Origin of the sequence: Arthrobacter sp. Leaf69 (assembly GCF_001422645.1) — a bacterium.
Classification (GTDB): domain Bacteria; phylum Actinomycetota; class Actinomycetes; order Actinomycetales; family Micrococcaceae; genus Arthrobacter.
In genome coordinates this window covers 1-20,863 of the sequence record NZ_LMLR01000004.1, presented here as the reverse complement: position 1 = coordinate 20,863, position 20,863 = coordinate 1, and the positions used below count along the sequence as shown (strand labels likewise).

The window sequence follows — 20,863 nt, the reverse complement described above, 5'->3', positions numbered from 1 at the left end:
CTTCAGTCCTTCTTGAGCGTGACGACCGGCAGGTACGCGGTGCGCGTGGAGCCGTCGATCTGTTCGAAGTCGAGAGTGTCCCAGGCCTCGCGGTCGAAGCCGGCCCCCTCGTGCAGGGCGTGGGAGAGCAGGCCGCGGATCGAGTTGATGTGGCGTTCCCCGGCCGGGAGCCGGTCCCAGGCCTCGGCCAGGGTGGAGGCGCCGGCGAACGCGGCTCGGATGGCCTCCGGCCGGGCCTTGCCGGTGCGCGGCGAGCGCACCCGGTCCGAGTCGCTGAAAGCGATCGGGTCGGCCAGCTTGGGCGGGGCCGCGAACTCGTCCGGGTCAAAGAGCTTGACCATGGCCAAGGACTCGAAGCCGGCGTTGAACAGCACCGGGCCGCGGACCAGTCCGGGGCGTTCGCGTTCGTACGGCAGGGACCGGATGGCCTGTTCGGCTTCCCGGAGGACCTTGCGGAGCCGGACGGACTGGCGGAAGTCGTCGCTCTGGACGTAGGTGTTCAGGCTTTCGCTGAGCTTGCCGTAGATCCGCTGGATCTGGCTGTGCTGGTTGCGCAGTTCCGCCACAAGGTTCTTCAGCGTCTCGCGTTCCTCGTGGCTGAGGTCATCCGCGAACTGCCGGCTCAGCACTTCGCCGATCGCCGACCGGAAGCGCAGCTGCTGCTGCGGATCCTCCAGGAAGGCCGTGAAGGAACGGAAGGTCCTGCCCTCGGGGCTCTGCCGGAGCCGCTTGTCCGCCTCCAGCACCTGCGCCATCGTGGCGCCCTTGCTCAGGGACTCCTCGATGATCTGGTTGCGGAGCTCCCCCACGAGCTCCTCGATCCGGTCGCGCATCTTCTTGTAGTCGGCGGGCAGGCTGGCGGCGAGGTCCAGGATGTTCCCGGCTGCCTCAACGGCTTCCTCGTCGTCGAGCAGGCCGTCAAAGTCACCGGAGCTGATGTCCTCGATCAGCTGGCGCCGTTCGCCGATTTCCTCTTCGAGGGACTCCAGCCGGGCACTTTGGTCCGGGTTCGTCTCATTGGCGAGCTTCTCAACGTCGCCCAGCAGCGTGCCCAGCCGCGAGCCGTTGAGGGTGGAGCGTTCGCTGGAGAGGCTGTCCAGGAAGGCGAGGACGCGGGCCGCGGCTTCGGTGACTTCGTACACGATCTGGCCGGACTGGTTCCGGCGGGTCAGGAAGTTCTTCCGGGTCCACTCGTCGCCGAACGTCTTTCCGTTCGCGGAGCCGCCCAGCCCCGGGTCCTGGCGGCGGAGCTGCTCTAGGAAGGCGTCGACGTCGGCGTGGAACTGTTCCAGCGGCAACTGCGGCCGGGTGCGGGTGAAGGAAGCCTGCAGCACGGCGATCACCCACGGCGCCGAGCGCGTCAGTGCCCAGGCGGGTCCCTTGGTGAGGAGTTCGAGGTCCCGCAGCCGGGCGCTGATGGCGTCGGCGGAGGACAGGGCGGAGCGGGACACGCACTCTCCTTCAGCTGCCGTGGGATATGGACCGGGCAGCGGATGAGGAAAAACTGCCAGCTACAAGGTTAACGCAGGCCCCGGATTCCTTTCATCGGGTGGACGGCCGTGTGTGCAGCCGAGCTGCAGCCGCAGCCAGCACGCTGACCGCAGCCGGTGAGGTTCCCGCGACCCCGCTGTGACCTACGGCCCGGTAGCATTTCGATCCCGCATCAAGAACCGCGGCACGGGCTCGCGACTCTGGCTAGCCCACTTCCCCCGCCCTACGCTCGGGCTACTGACTCAGCCGAAGCAATGGTGCAGGGGGAAGAATGCAGTTCGACCTAAGCGCAGTGGAAACGGCAACGCTGGTGTTCATTGGAACACTCGTGTTTGCCCTGCTACTCACACTCTTTATGATGACGGCATCGTTCGCGGCCCTGGTGCTGGTGGGCATCGGCCGGCTCGCCTGGATCATCGCGGCAAACATCCTTCTGGGGCTTGTCCACGGCATCAACCACGCCTGGGACCGGCTGGTCCACCATGCGTCCACGGTGGAGCTGCCGGGCGACTTCGCCGGCGAGTTCGGGGATATGGCGGCCGAAATTATGGGCCAACCGGCCCCTAGTACCGGCACCTACCCGCGGGTAGTATTGCGGGACAGCTGAAGGGTCCTCCACCCACGGCGGATCCAGGGCTCGAGCCGGTAACCCCGGTTAGAGGAGATGCCCGATGAGCTCCGCCGTTGAAAATCCTGCCACTGACAATCCGGCCGACACCGAAGTCCCGGTTCCGCCCCAGACGCTGGGCCACGATGCCACCGCAGCGGACGCGCGGGCCGTCAGCGAAGCGGCCCGCGAGACCAGCTGGGACCGGCCCAGTTTCGCCAAGGGACTGTACCTCGGCAGTTTCGACCTCAGCCTGATCCACCCCTGGCCGGAGGCTCCGGCGGACGACGTCGAACGCGGGGAAGCGTTCATGGCCCGCCTGACCGACTACTGCCGCACCATGTCCGGACGCACCATTGAGCGGGACGCCCGCATCCCGGATGAATACCTCAAGGGACTTGCCGCACTGGGGGTGTTCGGCATGAAGATCCCCCGCGACTACGGCGGGCTGGGCCTCTCCCTCGTCTACTACGGGCGGGCGCTGGCCCTGCTGGGTTCCGTCCACCCCAGCCTCGGCGCGCTGCTCTCCGCACACCAGTCCATCGGCGTCCCCGAACCTGTCAAAGTCTTCGGCACCCCGGCGCAGAAGCAGGAATACCTGCCGCGTTGCGCTGCGGGGGCTATCACCGCGTTCCTGCTGACCGAACCCGACGTCGGTAGCGACCCCGCCCGGATGGGAGCGACCGCCGTCCCTTCCGACGACGGGGAGTCCTACGTCATTGACGGCGTGAAGCTCTGGACCACCAACGGGGTCATCGCCGAACTGGTGGTGATCATGGCGGTGGCCCCCTCCCGCACCGACGCGGACGGCACTGTTCACAAGGGCGGCATCAGCACCTTCGTCGTCGAAATGGACTCCCCCGGCATCACGGTGGAAAACCGCAATGCCTTCATGGGACTGCGGGGCATCGAGAACGGCGTCACCCGGTTCCACCAGGTCAGGGTGCCCGCGGCGAACCGGCTGGGCGCCGAGGGCCAGGGCCTGAAGATCGCCCTCACCACACTCAATACCGGCCGGCTCTCGATTCCCGGGCTCTGCGTCGGCTCCGGGCGGTGGAGCCTGAAGATCGCCCGCGAATGGTCCAACGCCCGCGTCCAGTGGGGCCGGCCGGTGGGCAGGCATGAGGCCGTGGGCAAGAAAGTTGCCTTTATCGCGGCCAGCGCCTTCGCTTTGGACGCGGTATTTGAGCTGTGCGCCGAAATGGCCGACGCCGGGCAGAAGGACGTGCGGATCGAAGCGGCCCTGGCGAAACTGTGGTGCACCGAGATCAGTTGCCGGATTGCGGACGAACTGGTGCAGATCCGCGGCGGCCGCGGCTTCGAAACCGCGGACTCCCTTGAGGCCCGCGGTGAACGTGCCGTGCCGGCCGAGCAGCAGCTCCGAGACCTGCGGATCAACCGGATCTTTGAGGGATCCTCGGAGATCATGAAACTGCTGATCGCCAGGGAGGCCGTGGACGCGCACCTCGCGGCCGCCGGTGACCTCGCCTCCGAGGAAGCCAGCTTGTCCGACAAGGCCAGGGCCGCGGCAGCCGCTTCCGGTTTCTATGCGAAGTGGCTGCCGAAGCTCGTTGCCGGGGCCGGGATGGACCCGCGTTCCTACAGCGACTTCGGCCGGCTGGCCAAGCAGCTGCGCTTTGTTGAGCGGTCCTCGCGGCGGCTGGCCCGGCAAACCTTTTACGGGATGGGCCGGTGGCAGGCGAAGCTGGAGCACAAACAGGCGTTCCTGGGCCGGATTGTGGACATCGGGGCCGAGCTGTTCGCCATGGCCGCCTGCTGCTCCCGGGCCGAAATGCTGCTCCGGACCGAGCCGGAGAAGGGAGCCTCCGCCTACGAACTTGCCGAGGCGTACTGCGAGCAGGCCCGGGTACGCGTGGACGAGTACTTCGACCAACTCTGGCGGAACACAGACGACGGCGACCACGTGCTCGCCCGCAACGTCCTGGCCGGCGACTACGAGTGGCTCGAGGCCGGGGTTCTGGACCAGTCAGAGGGCACCGGGCCCTGGATTGCCGATGCCAGTCCCCGCGCCTCGGTCAAGGAGAACCTCCACCGGAAGTACCGCTGACAAGGGCCGCACCGCCCGGCAGGTGCCGTCAACCGAATAGTAAGCATCCTTGCTACCTTCTGCTGCCCGTGGTTAGGTGGATGTGAGACCCGCACGCCGGTCTCCGCCTTGCGGTGCCCGGCCCAAACAATGGGCCCGGGTCAATCAGTGAAAGTGAGCAGTCCTCATGAGCAGCCCAGCCGGCCCCGAAGATCGCACTCCCCGCCACGCCGGTGACGGGGACGCGGCCGCACACCAGGACGCCCGGATCCACGATGCCCGGCAGGACGCTGCACCGCAGGCCGCACCCGGCACCAACGACACACGCGTGATCCCCACGGGCACCGCCGCCAGCGACGCCGCCACGCGGAGCCAGGACTCGGTCCGCACGGAACCGACCAGCCCGTCACGGAACCGACCCGCAGCCAGCCCGTCACGGAACCGACCCGCAGCCAGCCCGTCACGGAACCGACCCGCAGCCAGCCCGTCACGGCCGTGCGGCACAACGGGACCGGCCACGACAGCGTCGACGGGCGGGACACGGTGGTCGACGAGGTCCCCACCCGGGAAACCGTGGTGGCCCGCGAAAAGGAACAATTCGGCGGCATCAAGATCGGCTCGGCCTTCTTCGGCTGGCTCGCCGCCACGGGTATGGCCGTGCTGCTGACCGCGCTGGTCGCCGCCGCCGGCACCGCCGTCGGGCTCGCCACCAATACCGATGTCAACACGGCCGTGAACTCCGGCGACCAGACCGTGGGAATGGTTGGCATCATCGTGCTGCTGGTCATCCTGTTCGTGTCCTACTACTCCGGCGGTTACGTCGCCGGCCGGATGGCCCGCTTCAACGGCGCCAAGCAGGGCTTTATGGTGTGGGTCTGGGCCCTCATCGCCGCTGTGGTGGTCGCCATTCTCGGCCTGATGGCAGGCCAGCAGTACAACATCCTGGCCCAGCTCAACAGCTTCCCGCGGATCCCGGTCAACGAAGGCGAACTGAACACCACCAGCATCATCGCCGCAGTGGTGGTGGCTGCGGTGGCCCTCGTAGGTGCCGTCCTCGGTGGAACCGCCGGCATGCGCTTCCACCGCAAGGTGGACCGCGCCGGTTTCACCCCGGTGGACACTGTCGAGGAACGCTAGGCCCTTGTTCAGCCGAACCCGGCGGCGGCCTCCGCCTCAAGCCAAGTAATACCAGCGGCGGTCGACCCGCAGGAAGCGGCTCGTTTCGTGGTGGACTCCGCGTTCGCCGTCGTGCCGGAAATGGGCCTTGAACTCCACGGTCCCTTCGGTGTCCAGCGGACCGCCGCGCGTCGTGGCAATGATGTCCAGCCGACGCCACTGCATGTCTGGATCCAGATCCAGGGCAACCGGCCGGGTCTCAGGGTGCCAGGTGCGCAGGAGGTATTCGGCGTCCAGCATCACGAAGGCGCTGTACCGCGAGCGCATCAGCTGCTCTGCCGTCGAAGCCTCCGCTTCGCCCGAGTGGAAGCGGCCGCAACAGTCCCCGTACTGCTCCCCGGACAAGCACGGGCAGTTTCCCCGGAAGCGGGACCGCTCGGGCTGGTCATGGGCCCCGGTACTGGCGGCGGCTGGGGGCGTCACAATTGTCCTTTCGGGGCCGGACCACGCCGGCGTGGCTCCTTCAGACTATAGACGCACGGCCCGGCAGCGCCCGGCAACGGAACCCGTACCAGCTCGGACACGGCCCTGCGAAGAGGCCGGATGCCTGCGCGTCCACGGAAAAAGTCCGTATGGTTAAGGGGTGCTGTTACCCGCCGCTCTTGGCGGGACACGCCGCGGCAAGGCCAGCTAGGAGAGGTGACATGGAAGATCCGACAACCATCGCCCTCAACCTGACCTTCCTCGGGACGCTGGCAGTGGCGCTGGTCATGTTCTTCGGCTTGTTCCTCGCCCTGGTAGCCACGCTGGTGATTGCCGGCCTCGGCCGGCTGGTTGCCGTGACCATCATGGCCGTGGGACGCGGCGTGCTGAAGGTCGCCGGCGGAACAGCCCGGCCCTCCGGGACCGTCCAGGCCGGCGCGGTCAGGGCCACCGGAAGCACCCAGCAGGGCCGGCCGCCAGCGGCCGCGAAACCGGCGAAAGCCGCGAAGACGGCCAAGCCCGTTAAGCCCGCCAAGCCTGCGAAGAAGGAACCCGCACTGTCGCCGGACTGGGTGGCCGCCGTCGCGCAGGCCGATGCCCGCGCCGCCGCACGTGCCAAGGCGGAGGCGGCCCCGGCGGTCAAGGTCTCGGTCCGCGAACTGCCCAGCCCCACGGCCCCGGCACGGGACGTGGAGGCCGTGGCGCCCCTCGTCGAGTCGGCCACTGACAGGAACGGCCAGCTCGGCAATGTCCCGCCGGCCTTCAAGAAAGCCCCGATGCCCGCCGCGAAATCCCTGCTGGACACGGGCTCGTTGGTCTCCCATCCCGGCCGCTTGCCGCTGCCCCGAAAGCCCCAGGGCCAGCCCCAGAACCATCCGCGCAACACGCCGCAGGCTCAGGAGCGCAAAGCCGGCTGAGGCCTTACCCCCGGCAGGCAACTCGGCTACGGTGAAACCCATGGAATTCAGATACCTCGGGAACAGCGGCTTCAAGATCTCGGAAATCACGTTCGGCAACTGGCTCACGCACGGCTCGCAGGTGGAGAACGAGGTCGCCACCCAGTGCGTCCGGGCAGCGCTCGACGCCGGCATCAGCACCTTCGACACCGCGGACGTCTACGCCAACACGGCCGCGGAGACCGTGCTCGGCAAGGCGCTCCGGGACGAGCGGCGGGAGTCGCTGGAAATCTTCACCAAGGTCTTCGGCCCCACCGGTCCCAAGGGCCATAACGATCTTGGCCTCTCCCGCAAGCACATTATGGAGGCCATCAACGGCTCACTGACCCGTCTGCAGACGGACTATGTGGACCTCTACCAGGCCCACCGCTACGACTACGAGACCCCGCTCGAAGAGACGATGCAGGCCTTCGCGGACATCGTGCGGCAGGGCAAGGCCCTCTACATCGGGGTCAGCGAATGGACAGCCGGCCAGATCCGCGACGGCCACGCCCTCGCCAAGGATCTCGGCTTCCAGCTGATCTCCAACCAGCCGCAGTACTCAATGCTGTGGCGGGTCATCGAGGCCGAGGTGATTCCGACGTCCGAAGAGCTGGGCCTCTCCCAGATTGTCTGGTCACCGATTGCCCAGGGTGTGCTCAGCGGCAAGTACCACCCAGGCAAGCCGGCCCCTGAGGGCAGCCGCGCCACGGATTCCAAGGGCGGCTCGAAAATGATCGAGCGCTGGATGTCCAATGAGGTCCTCACCGGTGTCCAGCAGCTCAAACCGATCGCGGAGGAAGCCGGGCTGACCATGGCCCAGCTGAGTATCGCCTGGGTGCTGCAGAACCCGAACGTGGCCTCCGCCATCATGGGCGCATCCCGGCCGGAACAGATCGAGAAGAACGTGGCGGCCGCGGGCGTGAAGCTGGACGCCGGAATCATGGAAAAGATCGACGCCGCGATCGGCTCCCTCGCCGAGCGCGACCCGGCGCAAACCAAGTCGCCCGCCTCGCGGGAGCGGTAGGCCCGTGGCAACCGCGCCGACGCTCGCCGTCACCGGTTCCACCGGGCACCTGGGAGGGCTGGTCGCGCGGCAACTGGCCGGCGCCGGCAGCCCGCAGCGTCTGCTGGTCCGCGATATCGGCCGGGCGCCGGAACTGGCGGACGCCGTCCCCGTGACGGTGGCCTATGCCGATCCGGTGCTCGCGAAAGCCGCCCTCGACGGAGTGGAGACACTCTTGATGGTTTCCGCCGCAGAAACCGAGGACCGGCTGCAGCAGCACTGCACTTTCGTGGACGCGGCGGCCGCGGCCGGCGTGCGGCACATCGTGTACACCTCATTCTTCGGCGCGGCAGCCGATTCCACGTTCACCCTGGGCCGGGACCACTTCGCCACCGAGGAACGGATCAAAGCGTCGGGGATGGACTACACCTTCCTGCGGGACAACTTCTACCTGGACTTCCTGCCACTGCTGGCAGGCGAGGACGGGGTGATCCGTGGACCCGCCGGGAACGGCGTCATGGCGGCTGTTGCCCGCGCCGATGTCGCCCGCGCCGCCGTGACCGTGCTCCGCGACCCTGCCCTGCACGTCGGCAGAACCTACGATCTCACCGGACCCGAGGACATTTCCCTCTCGGCGGCAGCGGACCTCCTCACCGCCGGGACCGGCCGGCGCATCACGTTCCACCACGAGACCCTCGAGGAGGCCTACGCCTCGCGGGCTCCCTATGGCGCCCCGCCGTGGCAGGTAGATGCCTGGGTGAGCACCTACACTGCCATCGCCGCGGGCGAACTGGCCGGCCCGACGTCGGCCGTGCACGAACTCACCGGCCGCGAACCGCTGGGCCTGGCGCAGTTCCTGGCCGAGTCGCACACGATTTAGTCCCGCGTCCCGTCCCGGGCTGCCGGGCTGCCGGGCTGCCGGGCTGCCGGGCTGCCGGGCTGCCGGGCTGGCCCAGTATTGACGGCTTCCGGGCCCAGGCGTAGACCTGACTACAGGTGACACCGGTCCAAAACCGGGCTGGTCCGGAGCAGAATCGCAGTGCCATGCCAAAACAGATGTCCCGACACTCATCCATCCTGAAGACACCGCGCCACGGACGGAAGCTCACGCCGCACCCCGGCGAACCGAGCCACGGCCCGCTGACCGCGGAGGAACTCCAGCTCGCGGTGCGGAACCACTCCATGCCGCTGGAGGCCCTGCGGAACGACATCACCCCGCCCGGGCTGCATTATCTGCTGAACCACTTCGACATCCCGTTCGTCGATGCCGAGCAGTGGCACCTGCGGATCGGCGGCGCTGTGCAGCGGTCCCTGGAGCTGAACCTCAAGGCGATTCGCCGGGCGCCGACGATCAGCATCCCCGTGACCTTGGAGTGCGCCGGCAACGGCCGCTCCCTGCTGCGGCCCCGTCCGCTGAGCCAGCCGTGGCAGCTCGAGGCCGTGGGCACCGCCGTCTGGACCGGCGTCCCGCTCGCCTACCTGCTGACCCAGGCCGGAGTGGAGGACGACGCCGTGGAGGTGGCGTTCACCGGCGCCGACAGCGGATTCCAGGGCGGGGTCCGGCATCAGTTCGCCCGGAGCCTTCCGATAGCGGAAGCCCTGCGGCCCGACATCGTGCTGGCGTACCAGATGAACGGCAGCGACCTGCCCCCGCAGCACGGTTATCCCCTGCGGCTGGTGGTCCCCGGCTGGTACGGCATGGCGAGCGTGAAATGGCTCTCCTCGATCCAGGTGCTGACCAAACCGTTCGAGGGTTTCCAGCAGACGGTCGCGTACCGCTATCAGCAGGACGCGGACGACGCCGGCAGTCCCGTCTCCTGGATCAAAGTCCGTTCGCTGATGGTTCCGCCGGGTGTGCCGGACTTTTTCACCAGGAGCAGGATCGTGCCGCCCGGCCCGGTGATGCTGACCGGCCGGGCGTGGTCCGGGGAGGGCGCGGTGCAGCGCGTCGAGGTCGGGATCGACGGCAAGTGGGCGCCGGCGCAGCTGCAGCATCCTGCCGCGCCCTTCGCTTGGTGCGCCTGGTCCATGCCGTGGGTTGCTGACCCCGGCGAACACGAGCTTGCCTGCCGCGCCACGGACGCCACCGGTGCGGCGCAGCCGCTGGAGCAGGCCTGGAACTACCAGGGCATGGGCAACAACGTGGTGCAGCGGATCAAGGTGACGGTCGGGCAGCCGGAGGCGCCCCGGACCTAGTAGTCCACGATCGCGCCGGCGGAGATGTTGACCGTGGCGTCTGTGATGGCCCCGGCCTTGTCCGAGGCCACGAAGCAGGCGACGTTTCCGACGTCGGCCAGAGTGGCGGTGCGGTTCAGGTGGGCGGCCTTGGCAATCTCCACGATGATCTCCTCGCGTCCCTCCGCCTGCCACGGGATCGTCTCGATGATGCCGCCGGACACCATAGTGACCACTCGGATGCCGTGTTTTCCCAGTTCCAGGGCCCATTGGCGGCGCAGCCCCTCCATCGCGTCCAGGGCCACCTTGAAGCCACCAAGCCCGGGAATGGTCTGGGGTCCCGAGCCGCCGAACATCAGCACCACGCCGGAGCGTTGTTTGATCATGCGCGTCGCCGCGGCCCGGGTGGTGATGAAGTGGGTGCGCGTGGCCAAGGTGATGGGCTGGGTGAAGTCGTTGACGTCGATCTCCATCAGCGGTTGCTGGATGTCGCCAAAGGAGATGAGGTTGAAGGAGATGTCGATCCGTCTGTGCTTCTTCGCCACGCGGTCCACGAATGCGTCGACCTGTTCCTCGTCCAGGGCGTCGACGACGGCGGTTTCCGCCCTGCCGCCGTCCTCCAGGATGTCCCGGGCCACCTTTTCAAGCCGCGACTCGGTGCGCCCGGCAAGGTGGACGAAGGCGCCCTCCGCAGCGAAAGCCCGGGCCACGGCGCCGCCGATGGAACCGCCCGCACCGTAGATCAGCGCCGTTTTGCCCTGCAGCAGTCCGTTGCCGGGGACCTCATTGTTCAACATGGCCGCCTGCCTCCCGCGGTGGAGTGGTAAATTCCCTCAACTATGTTCTCGCCGGGGGTTGCTGGCAAGAGGGGCCGGTCTGTTCAGGAGGCGAGGGTTCCGCGGACAATGCTCACGCTGGAGTGCGCGGGGTTGCCGTCCACCGGCTCGTCGGAGACGTCCACGATCGGATATTCGGCCAGGTCCAGCCCGGCGGGAACCGGGAACGAGCCGGACTCGGACGTCATCACGCCCAGGCTCACCAGCCGTGTCAGATCGGGCGCGATCAGCCAGACCTCCTGGTAACCGCGGGCCTCGTTCTTGTCTACCCGCACTTCCAGCGTGCGCTGTCCGTCCTTGGCTTCGACCACCTGGGCCGAGCCGGTGGCGGAATGCTGGTCCACCGGCGCGAGCTCGGTCTGGGACAGCGGCGTGACCACCGGCTGGTTCTGCTGAACGGACCAGAAGACGCCCGCCGCCAGCAGCGCTGTGGCCGCGGCGGCTGCCAGCCATACCCCGGGACGGCGGAGCCAGCCGGAACCGCCGCTGCGGTCAGGCTTCCCGCGGGCCCCGGCTTCCCGGGACGGGAGCGGAGTCACGGACCCGGACGACGGCTGTTCCGGTGACGGCGCAAACGGCGGCGGGGAGCCGGACGCCGTCGGGGATCCCAGCGGGTCGGCGGCGACGGCGGGGGAAAGCCCCAGCGCGCTGTGAATTCCTGCCCATACCTGCGGCCCGGGCGATTCCAGTGCGGCGACGTCCGGTCCGGGCTTTGCTGCCACGACGGCGCGGCGGAGGCTGGCGTATTCCGCTGCGCAGCTGGCGCAGGAGCGGAGGTGTTCCGCGGCGTCGTTTCCGAGCTCTTCGCCGAGGGCCAGCAGGCTCAGGGACTCCGGATCAAGATGTTGCACGGTCTACCTCCAATCGGCTTCTGAGCTGGGACAGGCTGCGGCGGATGTGGCTCTTGACCGTACCAAGCGGCAGGTCCAGTTTCTGTGAAATCTGCGAATGCGTCAGGTCATCGTAGAAGGCCAGCTTGAGGATGGATCCCTGCGGCTCCCCCAGCCTTTCCAGCTCCCCGTCCAGCAGCAGGCGGTCGGCCAGCACCTCCGCGGCCGCATGCCCGGCGGGATCTTCCGGGGCCGGGGAACGCTCGACGGCGGCCAGCACCTTTCGGGTTTCCCGCACCGAGGCCGCCTGCGCGTCCGTGATCACGTTCCGGGTGATGCCCACGATCCACGCCGGCAGCCGCGCTTTCCCCGGATCGAACGCCGACCGCGAGCGCCACACCCGGATGAACACCTCCTGCGTGACGTCGTCGGCCGCGGAACTGTCGCGCAATGAGCGCAGCGCCAGCGTGTGGACCAGCGGCGAGAACTGCCGGTACGCCTCGGCCAGCGCGGTTTCGTCACCGGCGGCGAAGGACTCGTTCAGTCCGGCGTCCCAGGCGGAAGGGGCCTCGAAGGGGGCCAAGCCAGGCTCCTTCCCGCTGCTGGTGGTGCTGATGAGCGCTGTGTCCTGGATCATGCCGGCACCGCTGTGACAATCACATTGTCGCCGTAGTCCTGTTTCTCGTCCAGCCATCGGCCGCCGCAGGTCACCAGCTTCAGCCGGGGAGGGCCGTCGCGGCGGAAAATGGACGCTCCGTCGAACGCGTCCTTGGCCATAAGCTCCACGCCGGTCACCCGGAACGTCACGGGCGGGGCCCCGTCCCGCCGGACGGTCACCAGCGTTCCCGGCGCCAGCGACTTGAGCTGGGAAAAGGGCGCCGAATCCGAGGTCGTGTCGACGTGCGCCGCGACCACCGCGGTTCCGGCTGCGGCTCCGGGGGCCGGGCCGAAACGGTACCAGCCGGCCTCGTTGAACGGCTCGGGGATCTCCATGGCCCCGTTGGGACTGACCCCCACGTCCACGACGGCCATGTTGATGGTGGTGCCCTCCACGGTGAGGGCGCGCGGGGCCGGGTCCTTAGGCTCCCGGGCCGCTGGAGCTGCCGGACGGACCGGGATGGCTGCACCCGGGACCGGGGCAGCCGCAGCCCGCGGCTGGGACTGTGGAGTTTGGGACTCCGGTGGCCGGGACTGCTCGGCTCCGGATCGCGGCCCGTCAGAGCCAGGTGCCTGGGCGGCTGTTCCCTCCGCTGCTGATCTCTCCGCGGCCGGGGGCTCAGCATCCGTTCCGCGGGGCGCGGCGGAACCGGCGATCGACAGCGCAACCGTTACGACGACAGCCGCCGCGATCCGCGCCGCCGATCTCTGTCCGACAGACCAACGTGCGGCCGAGCAACGCGCAGCCGTCCGCCGCGCCGTCGACCGCCGGCCAGAAGCCGGGGGAACCCCGGTGGGCTCCGCCGCCGTCGTACGGTTCATCTCGGGCCTCCCCTTGTCGGATTGGATGTCAGGGGCCGGCCGCCCGGGGTGACCGGGCGGCCGGTACACGCGGTTGGTGCCTAGCGGGTGCGGCGGAGCGCCGGTTGCTTCCGGGTCACGGCGAACCCGCCGGCCAGGAGCAGGAGGAGCGCGGCTCCGATGCCTACCGTGGTGGCTGCCTGACCGGTTGATCCGGTCGCGGCGTCAGCTGCGCCGGATCGTCCGCCGGGAACGCCGGCCGGGGCGGAGTGCAGACCCTCAATGTTCTGCACGGCCAGTTGCAGGTTGTTGTCCGCGAGGCTGCCCCACGCGTACACCACTGTGTGGGTGCCTTCCGCGACCGTTACGTCGGCCGGGCCGATCACCGGTTCGGTGGTGCCGGCCGCGGCCACCGCAACGGAGAGGGTTCCGGGATCCAGCGTGAGGGTCTCCTCATTGGGGTTGGCCAGGCCGGAGATCACGGCGGTACCTCCGGCGAGGATGTCCACGGCCGGCGCAGCTGCCGTGTGGCGGACAGTGAGCTTGCCCTTGCCGGGATCGATTTGCGAGACGTCGTTCGTGAAGAAGTTGGCCGTCGGGTTGCCCTCTGCGTCGAGGTTGGCCACGGCCGTGTAGTTGCCGTTGGCCGCGAGGCTGACCGTGACGGGCCCGATCACAGGGGCAGAGGCGTCCGCGGCATCGGCGGCCGTGATGGCAAGGTCATAGTCGCCGGGCGGCAGGGCGAGCGGGCCGGCGAGGGTGCCGGGCGTGAAATCGTCCAGGGTGCGTTCGCCGTTGACCCAGACGTCAACGGTCAGCCCCGGCACGCCGTGGAGGACGGACAGCTGGGCGTCGGACTCGGCCGCCTGGGCAGGGCCGGCAAGGGTGAGAGCTGCCGCGATCGCCACGGCGCCTGCTGTGAAAAGGCTGGTACGCATTTACATCTCCTTCAACGGCCCGCCACGCGGGCGATTTATTGCTTACACCCCTACTACCGGCGTTGGAGGCTGTTTGGATGCACACGCATGTAAAAGTCTTTTGAAGAAGGTGCCGCCGGGCAGCGGCGACCGGGCAGGCAGGACCCGCGGGCCCGCGGAGGGTTGACGCCCGTCCCTGCGGGAACCGGCAAGCGGACACAGCGACGCGGCCGGGCTGCTCTAGTGAGCTGCCCGGCCGCGGCTGTCGTCGTTCCGGATGTCCTAGGCCGGCGGTGGCTTGTCCGGGCCGGAGGTGGCGCCTGGCTGATCGGGCCCGGCGGCTGACGAGGCGTCCGGCTGATCGGGACGGGCGGCTGCGGGCCCGCCGATACCGTAGAAGCCCGGCTGGCCCTCGGCTGGCCCGGCCGCGGCCGGACCGGGCTGGCCTGTCACACCAGGACCAGGCTGGCCGTAGAGGGGCGGCGGGCCGCCCGGGACACCCGGCATGCCGGTCCCGCCCGGCAGCGGCGCGTACCCGGGGCCGGGAGGAGTCACGGCGGGAGGCGTCGCAGCGGCTTCCCCGGGGTCCCGGGGCCCCATGTCCAGGTGGAACGGCGGGTATTCGTCACGCATCAGCGCAACGTAGGTGGTGACGCGGTAAATCCAGCGGTTCAGGCCCAGCAGGAAGTCGAAAAGGCCCCGCGAGTACACCCCGGTGAACAGCAGGATGACCCCGGCGATGAAGACCAGCAGCCCGAACAGGGACATCCCCGCGCTGACCTGCACCCATTCGCCGTCGTGGTACACCCAGGTCTGGGCGGTGCCGGTCAGGAGCGCGATGATCAGCAGGTGTGGAAGGGCCAGCAGCCAGGACTTCACGAGCACCAGGCCGTGGGAGAGCTTCTCCGGATAGTCGACGTCGAAGTCGGCCGGGTAGTCGGTGCGCGCCAGGGTGAAAGGCGGGTAGCGGTCCGTGCCGAGCGCCCCGTAGGAGTAGAAGGCCACCCGCCAGCTCCAGCGGATCACCCCGACGTTGAAGTTGAACAGCGAGCGCGGGTAGTGCCCGGTGAAGAGGATCGCGAACCACGCCACGATGGTGACCACACCGAAGGCAAACCAGAGGAAGAAGAGCACGATGAAGTGCGGGATCGCCAGGAACCACTTGAACAGCCACTTCCACCGGGACAGGTTCGGGTCCAGATAGCCGTTGAGCCGGGCCGGATATACGACGCCGGCACCCGGCGGGGTGGACGGTGCAGCACCCGGCGGGACGGCAGGCGGCGCACCGGCCCCATACGGCTGGGCGGCATATGCCTGCTGTCCCGGGACTGGCTGCCCGGCATAGGCCCGCGCCGGAGCTCCGGGGCCGGCGGGCGGTACGCCCTTGCCCAGCCCGGCGGCGCCAAACACGATCAGTGGCACACCGATCAGCAGGAACAGGATTCCGCCGATCAACAGGCCGACGAACACGGGCCACAGGAGGTCAGAGCGGGCTCCGGCTCGAAGGTCCACGGCCACCGGAGCGGTGGCGTCCGCGTTCATGATGACCACGGCCCAGGCCCCTGGCCGCAGGTCCCACTGGAGCTCCTGGGTCCCGGGCCCGGTGGCGAGCGCGGTCCAGAAAGTCTGATCCGCGGGCGGCGCCGGAACACTCGTGCCGGGCAATTCACGGTACTGCACCCGGAAAGGCGCAAATCTGACGTCAACGATTTCTGAGTGGTTGACGCCAGCCAGGTAGGCCGCCACATCGGCCTGTGGAGCGATGCCGATGAAGATGGCCTTCGCCGGATCGGCCGCCGAGCCGCGGAGCATGATGCTTCCCGGCACCACCGGGGACGTTTCAGGGAAGCTGCTTTCCGTCATGATGTCGAGCCGTGGAGAAGTGAGGGCGTAGGAATCGGCAGCAAAACGCTCCACCGGCGTGGTGAAAAACCCGTTGTCGCGCTGCTGGTAGTTGGCCCACCCGACGGCGCCGGCGCCAGCCAGCAGACCCAAGCCGAGGAGTGCGCTGAGCGTACCCAGCACGAGCATGACAATCCGGCCTGGTCGCATGAGCGCCGTCCTTTCACATGGCCCTTGTCAGGACCCTCCGGTTCAGCATGGACGCCGGTTAGCGCCCTAGCGAGGTAAGCAGGCGGCGTCCCCAGCCCTGGGCCTTTTCGATTTCGCCGTCACGCAGCGGCCCTTCGCTTCCTTTCACGTAGAACGGCATGGGTTCGGCGATGATGTCTGCACCGCCGGCCTTGAGGGCATGGGATATCTTCTTGGCTGCATCGCCGTGGATGAACATCCGGACGCGCGTATCGAACGCCGCGGCGTTCACGCCCTTGAGGGAACCGTCTCCCAGGGCAGCCAGCAACGAGGTGATTTTCGGCGTCGGGCGCCATCCGTTGATCGGGCTGCCGACCACAAGGAGGTCCCCCGCCGCGAGGGTTTCGGGTTTGAACTCGCCCACCGGAACGGAGCTCGCCTGCACGCCGTCGAGCGAGCCGGCGATCGCCTCCGCGACCGATCTGGTGTTGCCGTACGCCGAATCGTAGACAACCAGGGCTTTCATGCCGTGATCACTACCTTGAGCGCCTTCGTTTCCGCGGCGCGGGCGAACGTGTCGTAGGCCTCCAGGAACTGGTCGAAGCTGAAGTGGTGGGTGGCGAATTTTTCCGCCGGCACCTTGTTCTGGGCCACGAGCTTGAGCAGCATCGGTGTGGTGTTGGCATTGACCAGGCCCATGCTGATGTTGATGTTTTGGATCCAGAGGTTTTCCACATGCAGCTCCACGGACTTGCCGTGCACGCCCACGTTGGCCACATTGCCGCCGGGACGCACTATGTCCGTGCACATGTTGAACGTCGCCGGAATGCCGACCGCCTCAATGGCCACGTCCACTCCCTGCCCGTCGGTCAGCGCGAGCACCTGCTCCTTCCAGTCGGCGTCGCTGGAGAGGACGACGTTGGTGGCGCCGAACTCGCGGGACTTCTCCAGCCGGTTCGCGTCAAGGTCCACGGCGATGATGGTGGCGGCCCCGTAAAGCCCGGCGGTGGCGATCGCGGCGAGGCCCACCGGTCCGGCACCGACGACGGCGACCGTATCGCCAGGCTTGACCCGGCCGTACTGCACACCGATTTCGAAACCGGTGGGAAGGATGTCGGAGAGCATCACGGCCCGTTCGTCGGTGACGCCTTCAGGAAGCAGATGGAGCGAATTTTCGGCGTACGGGACGCGGACGTACTCGGCCTGGGTACCGTCGATCAGGTGGCCGAAGACCCAGCCAATGCCGGATGCCCCTTCCTCGCCCATGCAGTGCGAGTAAAGGCCGGTCTTGCAGTTCGCGCAGTGGCCACAGGACTTGATGCAGGAGATGATCACGCGGTCCCCCACCTTGAGGCTGGTGACCGAGGAGCCCACTTCGGTGATGGTCCCGACGCCTTCGTGGCCCAGGATCCGGCCCTTGGTCACGGCAGGAACGTCCCCCTTGAGAATATGGAGGTCCGTTCCGCAGATCGTGGTGGTGTCCACTTTCACGATCACGTCGCTGGGATTCTGGATCTTGGGATCGGGAACGTCCGTCCAGGACTTTTCCCCGGGACCGCCATAGACGAGGGCTTTCATGCGTTCTCCTTGACTCTGAGGATGTTCGGCGGGTCCACGATGCGCAACCGGCACGGCGTCACGGACGCGTCGATGCCGGATGACACAACGGAGCGGCGGGCGTGCTCGTGAAGTTCTTCAATGGCATCGGCGGTCACGCGGGCGTGGGCGAGGTTGATGACGATTTCGTAGCCGGGAAGTTTGGCTGCCACACGGCGGCAGACAACATAGAGGGCGCGGATATTTGCCGGCGTGACGACGCCCCGCACGTCGACCCGAGACGATTCCGCAACGGAGTCGATCCGGATGAGGACTTTCATGCGGGGATCCCCGTGGGAGGGGTGCGCGTAGTAGGCGCTACTTCGGGAGCTGTGTTGTCTGTGGGTCACGGGGCATCAGAGCTCCCGGGCTGCCCCTGGACGGGTTCAAAAAGGTGAAAATCGCTGGTGACAGTCATGTTGGCCGCGGCCCCCTGCCCTGGTCCCGCAGACACGGACCAGCGCAGAACGCCTTTTCCTTCCCCAAGGTTCGAGCGAGACCGAACAACTGCTGTAGCAAGCGGTTCATCCCCCAATGGCCGTGCAGGAACCGCCCCAAATCAAGCATGGAGGGTGCGTATATACGGGGCAAGGGGCGAAAGTCCCGTGTGCGGCCGAAAGCCCGGCTCCCCGTGGAATCCCAAGGATCCTGAGCGGCCTCGGCGGGTCAGGATCGGCGCGGCGGCGGGTCCTCATTGGCGCGGCGCGCGCCGGCCCATAGCCTGTTTCGTATGCCTGCATCACTTGCCCCCGCCGTGAATGACCTCGTGCTCGCGTCCGCGCGGATCCCCGGCGGGACGGCGCTGTATGACGTGCACGTGGTGGACGGCCTGGTTTCGCGGCTGGCTCCCGCGGGGATCCCGGGCAACACCGCCGCTGCGAGGGTGGTGGATCTGGACGGCCGGTACCTCATCCCGGGATTGTGGGATGAGCATGTCCACATGACGCAGTGGGCCCTCGCCGCCAACCGGATCGACCTCTCCCGCGCCGCCTCGGCGGGCGAGGCGGCCGACGTCGTGCGTTCCGCGCTGTCCGGCCGCGGACGCGAAGGCGACGACGCCGTGACGGCGGTGGGCGTGGGTTTCCGGGACGCGGTCTGGTCGGATGTTCCCAGCCTGGAGCTGCTCGACGGCGCCACCCGGGGCGTGCCGACGGCGCTGCTGAGCCATGATCTGCACTGCGTCTGGCTCAACAGCGCGGCGGCTTCCCGTTACGGTGTGGCGGTGGACGCGTCCGGGCTGCTGCGCGAGGAGCCGGCCTTTGAACTGACCCGTGAGCTGGGCAACCTGCCCGACGCGGTGGTGGACGGCTGGGTGCGGGAGTCCGCCGAAGCCGCGGCCGCACGCGGGATCGTGGGGATTGTCGACTTCGAAATGACGTGGAACCGGGACGTCTGGCTGCGCCGCGTGGCCGGCGGATTCGACGCCTTCAGGGTGGACGCCGGCGTCTATCCGCAGGACCTTGACCGGGCCATTGCGGCGGGGATGCGGACCGGTTTGGACGTAGCCGGCGGGGCGGGGCTGCTGCGGGTGGGTCCGCTCAAGGTGCTGATTGACGGCTCGTTGAACACCCGCACGGCATACTGCGTGGACCCGTATCCGCATGGCGGCCACGGGCTACTCACTGTGACCGCGACGGAACTGCTGGACCTGCTGGTCCGGGCCCGGGAGTCCGGATTCGTCCCCGCCGTGCACGCGATCGGCGACGCCGCCAACGAGGTTGCGCTGGATGCCTTCGCAGCCGCGGGGATCACGGGCCGGATTGAGCATGCCCAGTTTGTCCGCAGCCAGGACTTCGCGCGTTTCGGCGGACTGGGGCTGACGGCAAGTGTCCAGCCCGCCCACGCGCTGGATGACCGGGACGCCGCCGATTCCAACTGGGCCGGCCGCACGGACCGGGCGTTCCCGCTGCGGTCGCTGCTGGCTGCCGGGGCCACCCTGGCGCTGGGATCGGACGCGCCGGTGGCGGCGCTGGAGCCGTGGACCGCGATGTCGGCGGCCACCACCCGGTCACGGCCGGACGGCCGCGGGCCCTGGCACCCCGAGCAGGCCCTCACGCGGCAAGAGGCCCTGACAGCGTCAACGCGCGGGCGGGGCACAGTCCGGGCGGGCGATCCGGCGGATCTCGCGGCGCTCGACGTCGACCCGCTGGCGGTATCCGACACGGAGTTCGCGGCGATGCCGGTGGCCGCGACGATGGTGGCGGGGCGGTTCACGTACGGCGCCTTCTGAGTGGCCGGGGCTAGCTGCCCTTGACCCGCGCCCGGACCAGGTTGGCGAACGGAAGCCGGCCGTACTCCTCCACGAACCCAGCATGATATCCCGCTTCGGCTGCGCTGAGCTCCTCGGCGGGCAGCATTTTCCACGCGATGATCAGATTGCCGACGGCGGCGAGCTGCCAAATCAGCCGGCCGTCCCAGTGGCCGGGAGGTTTGCCCTTGCCGAAGTCGACGAATTCCTGGATCTGCCGGCGGAGCCCCCGGTTGCCCTTGCTGCCGGGCCCGGCCTTGCCCACGTACAGGACCTCTGCGCCGTCGACCCATTCGGCGGTGAGCGCTTCCGGCTTCAGGGTGGGGTCCTTTTTCTTGAAAATGCCGGCCGTGCTCCTGGCCAGGAACTGCGGCCGGAAGCCCTCCGGCTGGAGCACCACAAAGATCCCGGGTTTCTGCGGAATCCGGTTGATTTCAAGGTCCGCCAACTGCCGGAACCCGGTGAACCCGTCCTGCTTCAGTGACTGTCTGTTGATGGGCATGGGTTCCTTGGATCGGGGCGCGGGCGGTCCTCTAAAGCTTACGGAAGCGCCGGTTCCGCGGTTGCCTTTAATTGTCGGCGGTGACCGATAGCGTGTTTTCTATGAACGGCGAGCAGGAGCCGGCAGTGGCTCGACAATCGGATGCTGCAGAACCGGCGGCCGGGCAACCAGGGCGCGGATCCTGTCCGGCGGATTGCCTGTCCGTCCGCACCGGTTCACCGTCTAAATGTCGGAGCATCCATTGTCGGAGCATTTAATGTCGGAGCCCAAAAGTAGAGTTTGATCATGGACGGCGACCAGGGGCCCGACGCATTTCAACCGGCTGGATCACTTCATCCGGCTGGCGCCGTTGAGCCGGAAGTGGCTTCAGGAACGGCGGCAGGCGTGACGGTCGCGGAGGTGGCCCGGGCGCTGGCGGCTGTCCGGCCCGCCTCCGACAGTGCGGGACTGATCAGCCAGATCCGTGAGCTGGAAGACGCGAAATCTGCCCTGGCTGCCCGTCAGGCACGTTTGTCCGTCGCGTTCGATCTGCTGCAGCGCCGTGAACAGGCCGACGCCGGGATGCCGGCGGCCGAGCTCGGGGCC

At 68.2% G+C, this 20,863-nt stretch carries 20 protein-coding genes and 1 pseudogene; 9 read left to right on the top strand and 12 right to left on the bottom strand.

Annotated features, from left to right (window positions below; all coding sequences use genetic code 11):
- Positions 1-2: 2 nt before the first annotated feature.
- Positions 3-1,451, bottom strand: a complete 1,449-nt coding sequence (locus ASE96_RS05130) for a DUF3375 family protein (protein ID WP_056427059.1) — start codon at positions 1,449-1,451, stop codon at positions 3-5.
- A gap of 311 nt (positions 1,452-1,762) precedes the next feature.
- Between ASE96_RS05130 and ASE96_RS05125 the strand changes: the two genes are divergently transcribed.
- The 3 genes from ASE96_RS05125 (at position 1,763) to ASE96_RS05115 (ending at position 5,282) form a co-directional block, all read left to right on the top strand.
- Entirely contained in the window at positions 1,763-2,098 is a 336-nt protein-coding gene (locus ASE96_RS05125; RefSeq protein ID WP_056427055.1) for a hypothetical protein, read from the top strand.
- A 64-nt stretch (positions 2,099-2,162) separates the two neighbouring features.
- Positions 2,163-4,166, top strand: a complete 2,004-nt coding sequence (locus ASE96_RS05120) for an acyl-CoA dehydrogenase family protein (RefSeq protein ID WP_056427052.1) — start codon at positions 2,163-2,165, stop codon at positions 4,164-4,166.
- 474 nt (positions 4,167-4,640) lie between these two features.
- The gene (locus ASE96_RS05115) at positions 4,641-5,282 is read left to right on the top strand and encodes a hypothetical protein (RefSeq protein ID WP_442853884.1); all 642 of its coding nucleotides are present in this window, start codon (positions 4,641-4,643) and stop codon (positions 5,280-5,282) included.
- A gap of 36 nt (positions 5,283-5,318) precedes the next feature.
- Here ASE96_RS05115 and ASE96_RS05110 read toward each other — a convergent pair whose 3' ends face one another.
- A complete protein-coding gene (locus ASE96_RS05110) occupies positions 5,319-5,744 on the bottom strand; it encodes a YchJ family protein (RefSeq protein WP_200912996.1) in 426 nt (141 codons plus the stop codon).
- A 221-nt stretch (positions 5,745-5,965) separates the two neighbouring features.
- On the opposite strand from ASE96_RS05110, the gene ASE96_RS05105 reads away from it, so the two are divergent.
- The 4 genes from ASE96_RS05105 (at position 5,966) to ASE96_RS05090 (ending at position 9,881) form a co-directional block, all read left to right on the top strand.
- Entirely contained in the window at positions 5,966-6,661 is a 696-nt protein-coding gene (locus ASE96_RS05105) for a hypothetical protein (protein WP_056427047.1), read from the top strand.
- 40 nt (positions 6,662-6,701) lie between these two features.
- On the top strand, positions 6,702-7,706 hold the full coding sequence (locus ASE96_RS05100; RefSeq protein ID WP_056427044.1) for an aldo/keto reductase family protein: 1,005 nt from the start codon (positions 6,702-6,704) through the stop codon (positions 7,704-7,706).
- Between the two features lie 4 nt (positions 7,707-7,710).
- Positions 7,711-8,565: an SDR family oxidoreductase gene (locus tag ASE96_RS05095; protein ID WP_056427041.1), complete on the top strand. Its 855-nt coding sequence runs from the start codon at positions 7,711-7,713 to the stop codon at positions 8,563-8,565.
- 176 nt (positions 8,566-8,741) lie between these two features.
- Complete coding sequence (locus ASE96_RS05090) at positions 8,742-9,881, top strand: sulfite oxidase (protein ID WP_056427039.1); 1,140 nt, start codon at positions 8,742-8,744, stop codon at positions 9,879-9,881.
- Here ASE96_RS05090 and ASE96_RS05085 read toward each other — a convergent pair.
- The 9 genes from ASE96_RS05085 to ASE96_RS05045 all read right to left on the bottom strand — a co-directional run bounded on the left by ASE96_RS05085 (position 9,878) and on the right by ASE96_RS05045 (position 17,809).
- On the bottom strand, positions 9,878-10,657 hold the full coding sequence (locus ASE96_RS05085; RefSeq protein ID WP_056427036.1) for an SDR family NAD(P)-dependent oxidoreductase: 780 nt from the start codon (positions 10,655-10,657) through the stop codon (positions 9,878-9,880). The genes ASE96_RS05090 and ASE96_RS05085 overlap by 4 nt on opposite strands.
- An 83-nt stretch (positions 10,658-10,740) precedes the next feature.
- Positions 10,741-11,547, bottom strand: coding sequence for an anti-sigma factor domain-containing protein (locus ASE96_RS05080; RefSeq protein ID WP_056427034.1), 807 nt, complete (start codon positions 11,545-11,547; stop codon positions 10,741-10,743).
- Positions 11,534-12,163: an RNA polymerase sigma factor gene (locus ASE96_RS05075; protein WP_056427029.1), complete on the bottom strand. Its 630-nt coding sequence runs from the start codon at positions 12,161-12,163 to the stop codon at positions 11,534-11,536. Before ASE96_RS05075 ends, ASE96_RS05080 begins: the two co-directional genes overlap by 14 nt.
- Positions 12,160-12,579, bottom strand: a complete 420-nt coding sequence (locus tag ASE96_RS19490; protein WP_235500130.1) for a class F sortase — start codon at positions 12,577-12,579, stop codon at positions 12,160-12,162. The genes ASE96_RS05075 and ASE96_RS19490 overlap by 4 nt, the downstream gene beginning before the upstream one ends.
- 506 nt (positions 12,580-13,085) lie before the next feature.
- Positions 13,086-13,922 (bottom strand): DUF4397 domain-containing protein, encoded by an 837-nt coding sequence (locus ASE96_RS05065; RefSeq protein WP_056427026.1) that lies wholly within the window; start codon positions 13,920-13,922, stop codon positions 13,086-13,088.
- Between the two features lie 261 nt (positions 13,923-14,183).
- A complete protein-coding gene (locus tag ASE96_RS05060; RefSeq protein WP_082492591.1) occupies positions 14,184-15,953 on the bottom strand; it encodes a DUF4389 domain-containing protein in 1,770 nt (589 codons plus the stop codon).
- A gap of 58 nt (positions 15,954-16,011) precedes the next feature.
- On the bottom strand, positions 16,012-16,458 hold the full coding sequence (locus tag ASE96_RS05055) for a flavodoxin family protein (protein ID WP_056427024.1): 447 nt from the start codon (positions 16,456-16,458) through the stop codon (positions 16,012-16,014).
- The gene (locus tag ASE96_RS05050) at positions 16,455-17,510 is read right to left on the bottom strand and encodes a zinc-dependent alcohol dehydrogenase family protein (RefSeq protein ID WP_056427023.1); all 1,056 of its coding nucleotides are present in this window, start codon (positions 17,508-17,510) and stop codon (positions 16,455-16,457) included. Before ASE96_RS05050 ends, ASE96_RS05055 begins: the two co-directional genes overlap by 4 nt.
- Positions 17,507-17,809, bottom strand: coding sequence for a hypothetical protein (locus tag ASE96_RS05045; protein ID WP_056427016.1), 303 nt, complete (start codon positions 17,807-17,809; stop codon positions 17,507-17,509). Before ASE96_RS05045 ends, ASE96_RS05050 begins: the two co-directional genes overlap by 4 nt.
- 449 nt (positions 17,810-18,258) lie before the next feature.
- Between ASE96_RS05045 and ASE96_RS05040 the strand changes: the two genes are divergently transcribed.
- The gene (locus tag ASE96_RS05040) at positions 18,259-19,758 is read left to right on the top strand and encodes an amidohydrolase (RefSeq protein WP_056427014.1); all 1,500 of its coding nucleotides are present in this window, start codon (positions 18,259-18,261) and stop codon (positions 19,756-19,758) included.
- 10 nt (positions 19,759-19,768) lie between these two features.
- Here the strand turns inward: ASE96_RS05040 and ASE96_RS05035 are convergent, their stop codons facing one another.
- Positions 19,769-20,278, bottom strand: coding sequence for a hypothetical protein (locus ASE96_RS05035; protein WP_056427011.1), 510 nt, complete (start codon positions 20,276-20,278; stop codon positions 19,769-19,771).
- Positions 20,279-20,563: 285 nt separating this feature from the next.
- On the opposite strand from ASE96_RS05035, the pseudogene ASE96_RS05030 reads away from it, so the two are divergent.
- A pseudogene (locus ASE96_RS05030) lies at positions 20,564-20,863 on the top strand (HNH endonuclease); the annotation flags it as partial.

Bases quoted from the DNA above. Each gene is read 5' to 3' on its own strand.
- ASE96_RS05125 (WP_056427055.1), top strand. From the start codon at position 1,763: ATGCAGTTCGACCTAAGCGCAGTGGAAACGGCAACGCTGGTGTTCATT.
- ASE96_RS05120 (WP_056427052.1), top strand. From the start codon at position 2,163: ATGAGCTCCGCCGTTGAAAATCCTGCCACTGACAATCCGGCCGACACC.
- ASE96_RS05055 (WP_056427024.1), bottom strand. From the start codon at position 16,458: ATGAAAGCCCTGGTTGTCTACGATTCGGCGTACGGCAACACCAGATCG.
- ASE96_RS05100 (WP_056427044.1), top strand. From the start codon at position 6,702: ATGGAATTCAGATACCTCGGGAACAGCGGCTTCAAGATCTCGGAAATC.
- ASE96_RS05045 (WP_056427016.1), bottom strand. From the start codon at position 17,809: ATGAAAGTCCTCATCCGGATCGACTCCGTTGCGGAATCGTCTCGGGTC.
- ASE96_RS05035 (WP_056427011.1), bottom strand. From the start codon at position 20,278: ATGCCCATCAACAGACAGTCACTGAAGCAGGACGGGTTCACCGGGTTC.
- ASE96_RS05065 (WP_056427026.1), bottom strand. From the start codon at position 13,922: ATGCGTACCAGCCTTTTCACAGCAGGCGCCGTGGCGATCGCGGCAGCT.
- ASE96_RS05040 (WP_056427014.1), top strand. From the start codon at position 18,259: ATGCCTGCATCACTTGCCCCCGCCGTGAATGACCTCGTGCTCGCGTCC.
- ASE96_RS05050 (WP_056427023.1), bottom strand. From the start codon at position 17,510: ATGAAAGCCCTCGTCTATGGCGGTCCCGGGGAAAAGTCCTGGACGGAC.
- ASE96_RS05060 (WP_082492591.1), bottom strand. From the start codon at position 15,953: ATGCGACCAGGCCGGATTGTCATGCTCGTGCTGGGTACGCTCAGCGCA.
- ASE96_RS05075 (WP_056427029.1), bottom strand. From the start codon at position 12,163: ATGATCCAGGACACAGCGCTCATCAGCACCACCAGCAGCGGGAAGGAG.
- ASE96_RS05105 (WP_056427047.1), top strand. From the start codon at position 5,966: ATGGAAGATCCGACAACCATCGCCCTCAACCTGACCTTCCTCGGGACG.
- ASE96_RS05085 (WP_056427036.1), bottom strand. From the start codon at position 10,657: ATGTTGAACAATGAGGTCCCCGGCAACGGACTGCTGCAGGGCAAAACG.
- ASE96_RS05090 (WP_056427039.1), top strand. From the start codon at position 8,742: ATGTCCCGACACTCATCCATCCTGAAGACACCGCGCCACGGACGGAAG.